The sequence below is a fragment of the Dactylosporangium sp. NPDC005572 genome, from assembly GCF_040605515.1.
GTDB lineage: Bacteria > Actinomycetota > Actinomycetes > Mycobacteriales > Micromonosporaceae > Dactylosporangium.
Map to the genome: position 1 here is coordinate 55,149 of NZ_JBEXCY010000049.1, position 8,800 is coordinate 63,948.

General features: G+C 71.8%; 5 protein-coding genes. 3 read left to right on the forward strand and 2 right to left on the reverse strand.

Features of this window, described 5'->3' with window-relative positions; translation table 11 throughout:
• Positions 1–42: 42 nt before the first annotated feature.
• Together ABZS66_RS23930 and ABZS66_RS23935 are read right to left on the reverse strand one after the other, a co-directional pair.
• Positions 43–693 carry a response regulator transcription factor gene (locus ABZS66_RS23930; protein WP_354761119.1) on the reverse strand — a complete coding sequence of 217 codons (651 nt, stop codon included), beginning with the start codon at positions 691–693 and terminating at the stop codon, positions 43–45.
• A complete protein-coding gene (locus ABZS66_RS23935; protein ID WP_354761121.1) occupies positions 690–2,045 on the reverse strand; it encodes a sensor histidine kinase in 1,356 nt (451 codons plus the stop codon). Before ABZS66_RS23935 ends, ABZS66_RS23930 begins: the two co-directional genes overlap by 4 nt.
• 127 nt (positions 2,046–2,172) lie before the next feature.
• On the opposite strand from ABZS66_RS23935, the gene ABZS66_RS23940 reads away from it, so the two are divergent.
• The 3 genes from ABZS66_RS23940 (at position 2,173) to ABZS66_RS23950 (ending at position 8,696) form a co-directional block, all read left to right on the forward strand.
• Entirely contained in the window at positions 2,173–3,045 is an 873-nt protein-coding gene (locus ABZS66_RS23940; protein ID WP_354761123.1) for an alpha/beta hydrolase, read from the forward strand.
• Complete coding sequence (locus ABZS66_RS23945; RefSeq protein ID WP_354761125.1) at positions 3,042–4,082, forward strand: acyltransferase; 1,041 nt, start codon at positions 3,042–3,044, stop codon at positions 4,080–4,082. The genes ABZS66_RS23940 and ABZS66_RS23945 overlap by 4 nt, the downstream gene beginning before the upstream one ends.
• Before the next feature lie 294 nt (positions 4,083–4,376).
• Positions 4,377–8,696, forward strand: coding sequence for a discoidin domain-containing protein (locus ABZS66_RS23950; protein ID WP_354761127.1), 4,320 nt, complete (start codon positions 4,377–4,379; stop codon positions 8,694–8,696).
• The last annotated feature ends 104 nt before the right edge of the window (positions 8,697–8,800 follow it).

Consider the following 8,800-nt stretch of genomic DNA (forward strand, 5'->3'; position numbering starts at 1 on the left):
CCCCGGGCCATGCCCGGCAGGCGCCGTCCGCTCAGTACGGCTTCAGACGGCCACCAGCCCACCCTCGAACGCGATGATCACCAGCTGCACCCGGTCCCGCGCGTCGAGCTTGGTGAGCAGCCGGGCGACGTGCGCCTTCACGGTGGCCACCGTGATGTGGAGGTCGCCGGCGATCTCATGGTTGGACCGCCCCTGCCCGATGAGCGTCAACACCTCCCGCTCCCGCTCGGTGATCTGGTCGAGCACCCGCCGCGGCCCGGGAGCGGGCGCGTCACTCAGGAAGTGCGCCACGAGCAGCCGCGTCACCCGCGGCGCGACTATCGCCTCCCCTCCCGCGACCACACGAACGGCGGCAAGGATGTCGTCGAGCGCCATGTCCTTGACCACGAACCCACTGGCCCCGGCCCGCAGGGCACCGTAGACGTACTCGTCGTCATCGAAGGTCGTCAACACCAGCACCCGAGCTGAGGCCCCACTGGCAACGATCCGCCGCGTGGCCTCGATCCCGTCCATCCCCGGCATCCGGATGTCCATCACGACAACGTCGGGCGCCTCCCGCGCCACGAGGACGAGGGCGTCGTCCCCGGAGCCGGCCTCCCCGACGACGACAAGATCCTCGGCGTCGGCGATGAGCACCCGCAACGCACTCCGGATGAGCGGCTGATCGTCGACGAGCACAACCCGCGTACTCACCGCGGCCCCCCGACCCCACGCGCACGGGCCGAACCGCCAGCCGCCCCGGCACCGGTCGCGCGCTCACCGACGGAACCGGAACCGGCCGCGGAGGCGGAGGCAGGACCGGCTGCGGAGGTGGTGGAGGACGCGGGGGCGGGGCCAAGAGTGGGAGCGGACGTGCGGCCGGTGGTGGATGTGGGGCCGGCGGTGGGAGTTGGGGGTAGTAGGGCGGCCGGGAGTGGGATCGTGGCCGTGACGCGGAAGCCGCCGCCCGGGCGCGGAGCGGCCGAGAACGAGCCGCCCAGCAGCGCGACCCGCTCGCGCATGCCGGCGATGCCGTGGCCGCCCTCCGCGATCGGGCCGCCGCGGCCGTCGTCGGTCACCTCGATCCGTAACGCGCCGTCCGCCGTGGCCACGACCACGTCGCAGCGGGTGGCGTGGGCGTGGCGGGTCACGTTGGTCAGGGACTCCTGGACGATCCGGTACGCGGCCAGGTCGAGGTCCGCGGGCAGCGCCACCGGAGCCGCCGTGCGCAGTTCGATGTGGAACCCGCCGGCCCGCGAACGCTCCGCCAGCCGCTCCAGGTCGGCCAGCCCGTGCGCCGGCGCGAGGGGCAGCGCCTCCGCCTCCGGGTCGGTGCGGCGGAGGGTGCCCAGGGTGCGGCGTAAGGCGGCCAGCGTCTCGCGGCCCGTCTCCTCGATCACCGCCAGGGCCTGGCGGGCCTCGGACGGTTGGGTGTCGATCACGCGGCGGCCCATGCCGGCCTGCATGGCGATGACGCCGATGCTGTGGGCGATCAGGTCGTGCAGCTCGCGGGCGATGCGCAGGCGCTCGGCCTGGGCGGCCTCGCGGGCCGTCTCCGCCAGGCGGGCCTCGGCGAACACCCGGCGCTGGCGGATCGAGTTGCCGATGAGCCACGTCGCCAGCATCGCCAGGGCGTCCTGGACGCTGCGGTCGTTGAGATCGTTGGGGCCCAGTGGGAAGCCCACCGCCGTCGCCCACTGTGCGCACAGCACCACCACCGCCGTGGTGACGGACACCCAGCGGCGGCGGGTCGCCGCGATGTAGCCGACGGCCACGTCGAGCGCCACGGTCTGGATCGTGCGCACGTCGCTGTGCAGGGCGACCTGCTCGACGTCGCTCGGGTGGAACGTCAGCTCGAAGGTCGCGGTGATGATCAGGAGCATGCCCAGCGCGACGAACGGGCGGCGCCGCAGCACGCCGGCCAGCGCGGCCAGCGCCGCGATCGGCATGATGAACCGCAGGCCGAACGGCCAGTGTGCCGGGTTGCCGGTCATGCTCCAGCCGACGAACAGCAGCGGCGACAGCACCAGCCCCGTCCACGCCACCACTGCCCGCCAGAGACCCATGCGCCGATGCTAGCCAGCCGCCCGGCCCGCCGCGTCAGACCACGGGCGTACGACCACGGTCGGACGTCCGCGGGCTACGGTCCGCGGCCCGATGTGCCGGATGTCCGGAATCGGGACGGTGGTGCGCATGAGACGACGTGCCGTGCTGACCGCCCTCACCGTCGCGCTGGTGCCCGCCGCGGGAACGCTGCTGGCGCCGGCCGACGCGGTGCCTCCGGCGGAACGGATCGACGAACGGTCGTACGCGGCGAACAGGGCGGCGATGGACGCGGCCGGGCCGCCGTACGCGGGCCGCGACGGGCAGTTCCTGCTGTTCGACCCGCGGGGCCGGGGCCGGGTCGCCGAGGTGTTCGGCGACCTGGACTCAGCCCGGCGGATCGCGGTGCTGGTCCCCGGCGCCGGGAACCGCGCCGACAACTTCTGGCGCGGCCCGGGTGGCACCGAGAGCCGTCCGTACCGCTCGCCGTCCCGCCAGGGCAGCGACCTGCACAAGGCCGCGGGAACAGCGGTCGTCGCCTGGCTCGGCTACGACACGCCGCAGGGCATCGACGTCTCCGCGTTCCGCGAGGACCTGGCCCGCGCCGGCGCCGCCGCCCTCGAGCGGTTCGTGACCGCGCTCGGCCAGCAATGTCCACAAGCGACGGTCGCGCTGCTCGGCCACAGCTACGGCGGTACCGTCATCGGCCTCGCCGCGCGGAACCTGCCGCCGACCGTGACCGACCTCGTCGTGTTCGGCTGCCCCGGCATGGGCGCCGCGACCGTCCGCGGCCTGGGCACCACGGCAAGGGTGTGGGCGGCGCTGTCCCCGCACGACCCGATGCGGTTCGTCCCCGGGATCCGCGTCGGCGGCCTCGGACACGGCCGCCGGCCGGTCGACCCCGCGTTCGGCGCCCGCCTGATCCCGGCCGCGACCGTCCGGGACCACGACCACTACCTGGCGCCCGGCACCGACACCCAGGAGGCCGTCGCCCGCGTCGTCGCGAACGGGGACCAGCGATGACCCGGGACACGACGGTGGACGCGCTGCGGGCCGTAGCCGTCGCCGGCGTGGTCCTCGGCCACTGGCTGGTGTCGGCCGTGGTCAGCGACCCGTACGACACGTCGGCCCTGCACGGCGAGAGCCCGCTGTCCCACCTGCCGTACCTCGCCCCGGCGAGCTGGCTCTTCCAGACCCTCGGCCTGTTCTTCTTCGTGAGCGGCTTCGCTGCCGCCCGCCGGTCAAAGAACCCGCAAAAGCCAGAAAAACGACGCCTGCTGGTACCCGTGCTGATCCTCGCCGCCGTCTGGCTGCCCGCCCTGGGCATCCTCAAGGCCGCCGGCGCCCCGGACACCACCCGGCACGTCGTCGAGTCGCTGGTCACCCACCCGCTGTGGTTCCTCGCCGCGTACCTTGTCCTCACCGCCGCCGCTCCGGCCCTCAGGCTCCTCGTCCGCACGGCGGGCGCGATGGCGGTACTGCTGCCGCTGTCGTTTGTCGTTCTCACCGACGCGTCCCGGGAGGACGGCCTGCCCGAGTGGTGGCGCCTGGCGATGGTTCCCGTGGCGTGGTCGGTGCCGTACCTGCTCGGCATCGCCCTCGCCCAGGAACGCCTGAGGCCGCGGGACGGGCCGCTGCTGACCGTCTCCGGCCTGGCGGGCGGCGCGCTGCTGCTGACCGTGGCCGGTTACCCGCCCAGCGCGGTCGGCGTGCCCGGGGACCGCTTCTCCAACCTGGACCCTCCGTCCCTCGCCGCGATGTCCCTCGTCATGATCCAGATCGGGTTGTACCTCATGCTGCGCGGCCGCCTGCGGCACACCCCGGCGACGGCCGCCGTCGCCGGCGCGCTGAACCGCCACGCGCTGTCCATCTTCCTGTGGCACCAGCCGGCGCTGCTGCTCGTCACGTTCGCCGCGCTCGCCGCCGGCCGCCCCGCCGGGCTGCTCGACCGGCCGGACGGCGCCTGGGTCCTGCACCGCCTGCCCTGGCTGCCCGTCTTCGCAATCGCGCTCACCGCCCTGACCTGGGTGTTCCATCGGTACGAGCGGCGGACCCGTTGACGAACCACGATACATCTGCAACCTTGAACACCAAGCTTGCAAGAAGTTGGCAGGGGATCGCAGAAATCCTGCGCAACGGAGTGCAAGTTGACGGCAGGCTCACCGCCAACGGCCTGCCGGAACCCGACCGGAACACCCTGACCCCGGGGTACCCACCCCGCCGCGCGCCTCGCCGCCAGCGTGCCCCGCCGTGCCGATCGGCCTGATCGGCGCAGCCGGGTGCGGCGCGCCGCACCGACCCCGCGGGTCCAGGGGCGATGCACGCTGCCCTGTTCCCCACGAACTGAGGACTCGATGAAACGCAGACCACTCGTCTGGCGGCTGCTCAGCGGCTTCCTGGGAGCCGGCCTGATCGTGGCCGGCCTGTCCGCGCCCCCGGCCTTCGCGGCCGGCGGCCCCAACCTCGCGCTCGGCCGCCCCGCCACGGCCAGCGGCACCAACGGCGTCTACAGCGCCTCCAACGTCAACGACGGCAACCCGGACACGTACTGGGAGAGCCCGAACAACGCGTTCCCGCAGTGGGTCCAGGTCGACCTCGGCTCCGCCGTGAGCATCGACCAGGTCGTGCTGAAGCTGCCCGGCGGCTGGGGCGCCCGCAACCAGACCCTCGCCGTGCAGGGCAGCACGAACGGCAGCTCGTTCAGCGACCTGTCGGCCTCGGCGACCCGCGCCTTCAACCCGTCGTCCGGCAACGCCGTCACGGTGGGCTTCACCGCTACCAGCGTCCGGTACGTGCGGGCGAGCATCACCGCCAACACCGGCTGGCCCGCCGCGCAGCTCAGCGAGCTGGAGATCTACGGCGCCGGCAGCACCACGCCGAACCTGGCCGCGGGCAAGACACTGACGGCCAGCAGCACCATGGGCGGGTTCCCGGCGTCGAACGCGAACGACGGCAACGCGTCCAGCTACTGGGAGAGCGCGAACAACGCGTTCCCGCAGTGGCTCCAGGTCGACCTCGGCGTCACGCAGAGCGTCAACCGCGTCGTGCTGAAGCTGCCGCCGCCCGCCGCCTGGGCGACCCGCACGCAGACCATCGCCGTGCAGGGCAGCACCAACGGCACCTCGTTCACCGACGTCGTGGCCTCGACCGGCTACGTGTTCGACCCGGCCGGCGGGAACACGGTGACCATCAACTTCGCGGGGACGATGCAGCGGTACCTCCGCCTCAACGTCACCGCGAACACCGGTCACCCGGCCGCCCAGCTCTCCGAGTTCGAGGTCTACGGGGCGGGCATCGTCGACGGGAGCGCGCCGACCGCCCCCGGCAACCTCACCCTGACCGAGCCGAGCAGCGGCCAGATCCGGCTCGCCTGGACCGCGTCGACCGACAACGTCGGCGTGACCGCCTACGCGATCTACCGCAACGGCACCTTCGTCACCACCGTGGCCGGCAACACGCTCGTCTACACCGAGAGCCAGCCGACGACCGCGACGCTCTCGTACTTCGTGCGCGCCCGCGACGCCGTCGGCAACGAGTCGCCGAACAGCAACACCGTCAACCGGCCGGGCGGCCCCGGTCAGGACACCGAGGCGCCGTCGGCGCCGGGGAACCTGGCGTACACCCAGCCCGCCTCCGGCCAGATCCGGCTCACCTGGACGGCGTCGACCGACAACGTCGGCGTCACCGGCTACACGGTCTACGCCAACGGCACCGCCCGCACCACCGTCGCCGGCGGCGTGCTGACCTACACCGACAGCCAGCCCGACACCGCGACCGTCGCGTACGTCGTGCGGGCCCGCGACGCCGCCGGCAACGAGTCGGCGCCGAGCAACACCGTCACCCGCACCGGCACCAACCCGCCGCAGGGCACCAACCTGGCGCCCGGCAAGCCGATCGAGGCGTCGTCGTCGGTGTTCACGTTCACCGCGCCCAACGCCAACGACGGCCAGCTCGGCACCTACTGGGAGTCGAACGGCTTCCCGGGGACGCTGACCCTGAAGCTCGGCGCCAACGCCGACATCACCTCGGTCGTCGTGAAGCTCAACCCGGACTCGGCGTGGGGCGCGCGCACCCAGGCCATGCAGGTGCTCGGGCGGGAGCAGTCGGCGACCGGCTACACCTCGCTCGTCGCGCGGACCGACTACAACTTCAGCCCGGGCAACCAGAACACGATCACGATCCCGGTCACCGCCCGGACCGCCGACGTGCAGCTGCAGATCTTCAGCAACACCGGCGCGCCCGGCGGCCAGGTCGCCGAGCTGCAGGTGTTCGGCACGATGGCGCCCAACCCCGACCTGCAGGTCACCAACCTCACCTGGGCGCCGGCGTCGCCGAACGAGACCAGCGCGATCACCCTGTCCGCCACGGTGCAGAACATCGGTACCGCCGGATCCCCCGCCACCACGGTCAACGTGACCCTCGGCGGCCAGCTGGCCGGCACGGCCAACGTCGGCGCGCTCGCCGCCGGCGCCTCCACGACGGTGACGGTCAACGCCGGCCAGCGCCCGATGGGCAGCTACGCGGCGGCGGCCACGGTCGACCCGGCCAACACGGTCGTCGAGCAGAACAACGACAACAACACGTTCACCGCCACCACCCAGCTGGTCGTCGCCCAGGCGCCCGGCCCCGACCTCCAGGTCGTCGGCATCACGTCGAACCCGGCCAGCCCGGCCGCCGGCGCCGCGGTGTCGTTCACGGTCGCGGTGAACAACCGCGGCACCACCGCCTCCGGGGCCACCACGGTGACCCGGGTGACGGTCGGCAGCACCACGCTGAACACCAACACCGCCTCGATCGCCGCCGGTGCGACGGTCAACGTGGCGATCAGCGGTACCTGGACCGCCACCGCGGGCGGGGCCACGATCGTCGCCACCGCCGACGCGACCAACGTGGTGGCGGAGACGAGCGAGACGAACAACTCGATGTCGCAGTCGATCGTCGTCGGGCGCGGCGCCGCGGTGCCGTACACGTCCTACGAGGCGGAGGCCGGCACCTACACGGGCCAGCTCGTCACCGCCGACCCGCTGCGGACCTTCGGCCACACCAACTTCGGTACCGAGTCCTCGGGCCGGGCGTCGGTGCGGTTGAGCGCGCAGGGGCAGTACGTCCAGGTCACCTCGACGAACCAGGCCAACTCGATCGTCGTGCGCAACTCGGTGCCCGACTCGGCGAGCGGCGGCGGCCAGGACTACACGATCAGCCTGTACGCCAACGACGTCTTCGTCCAGAAGCTCACGCTGTCGTCGAAGTTCAGCTGGCTGTACGGCACGACCGACGACACCGAGTCGCTGTCCAACTCGCCGTCTTCGAACGCGCGGCGGCTGTTCGACGAGTCGCACGCGCTGCTGCCCACCTCGTACCCGGCGGGCACGCGGTTCAAGCTGCAGCGCGACGCCGGCGACACCGCGTCGTTCTACTACCTCGACCTGATCGACCTGGAGCAGGTCGCGCCGGCGCTGTCGCAGCCGGCCGGGTGCACCTCGATCACGGCCTACGGGGCGGTCCCGAACGACGGGATCGACGACACCGCGGCGATCCAGCGCGCGGTGACCGACGACCAGAACGGCGTCATCTCCTGCGTGTGGATCCCGGCCGGCAAGTGGCGGCAGGAGCAGAAGATCCTCACCCCGGACCCGACCCGCGGCCAGTGGAACCAGCTGGGCATCCGCAACGTCGTGATCCGCGGCGCCGGCATGTGGCACACGGAGCTGTACACCGACACCGAGCCGCAGAACGTCGTCGGCAACATCAACCACCCGCACGAGGGCAACGTCGGCTTCGAGATCGAGGACAACGCCCAGATCTCGGACCTGGCGATCTTCGGCGCCACCAAGAACCGGGCCAACCGCGGCCACGGCCTCAACGGCCGGTTCGGCAAGAACACGAAGATCAGCAACGTGTGGATCGAGCACGTCAACGTCGGCGCCTGGGTCGGCCGCGACTACTCGGACACGCCGGCCTACTGGAACCCGGGCGACAACCTCGAGTTCACCGGCATGCGCATCCGCGACACCTTCGCCGATGGCATCAACTTCTCCAACGGCACCCGCAACTCGAAGGTGTTCAACTCGTCGTTCCGTACCACCGGCGACGACTCGCTCGCGGTGTGGGCCAACCCGTTCGTGAAGGACCAGGCGGTCGACATCGGCCACGACAACCACTTCACGAACAACACGGTGCAGCTGCCGTGGCGGGCCAACGGCATCGCCATCTACGGCGGCTACGGCAACGGGATCGAGAACAACCTGATCTCCGACACGATGAACTACCCGGGCATCATGCTGGCCACGGACCACAACCCGCTGGCCTTCTCGGGCACGACGACGATCGCCAACAACGGCCTGTACCGGTGCGGCGGCGTCTTCTGGGGTGAGCAGCAGGAGTTCGGCGCGATCACCCTGTTCGCCCAGGGCAAGGACATCCCGGGCGTGATCATCCGCGACACCGACATCTCCGACTCGACCTACGACGGCATCCAGTTCAAGACCGGCGGCGGCGTGATGACCGCCCAGATCACCAACGTGAAGATCGACAAGTCCAACAACGGCTCCGGGATCCTCGCCATGAGCGGCGCCCGCGGCCAGGCCACCCTGACCAACGTCCAGATCACCAACTCCGCAGAGGGCGACGTGGTGAAGGAACCGGGCTCCCAGTTCGTGTTCGTGACCCCGTAGCTCGATCGCTCCTGCCGGCCGCTCCGGGTACTCCTGTACCCGCCGTCGGCTACTTCGTCGTCGAGCGGCGCTCGGCGCGGCGGGAGGCACAGTGAGGCGGCTGA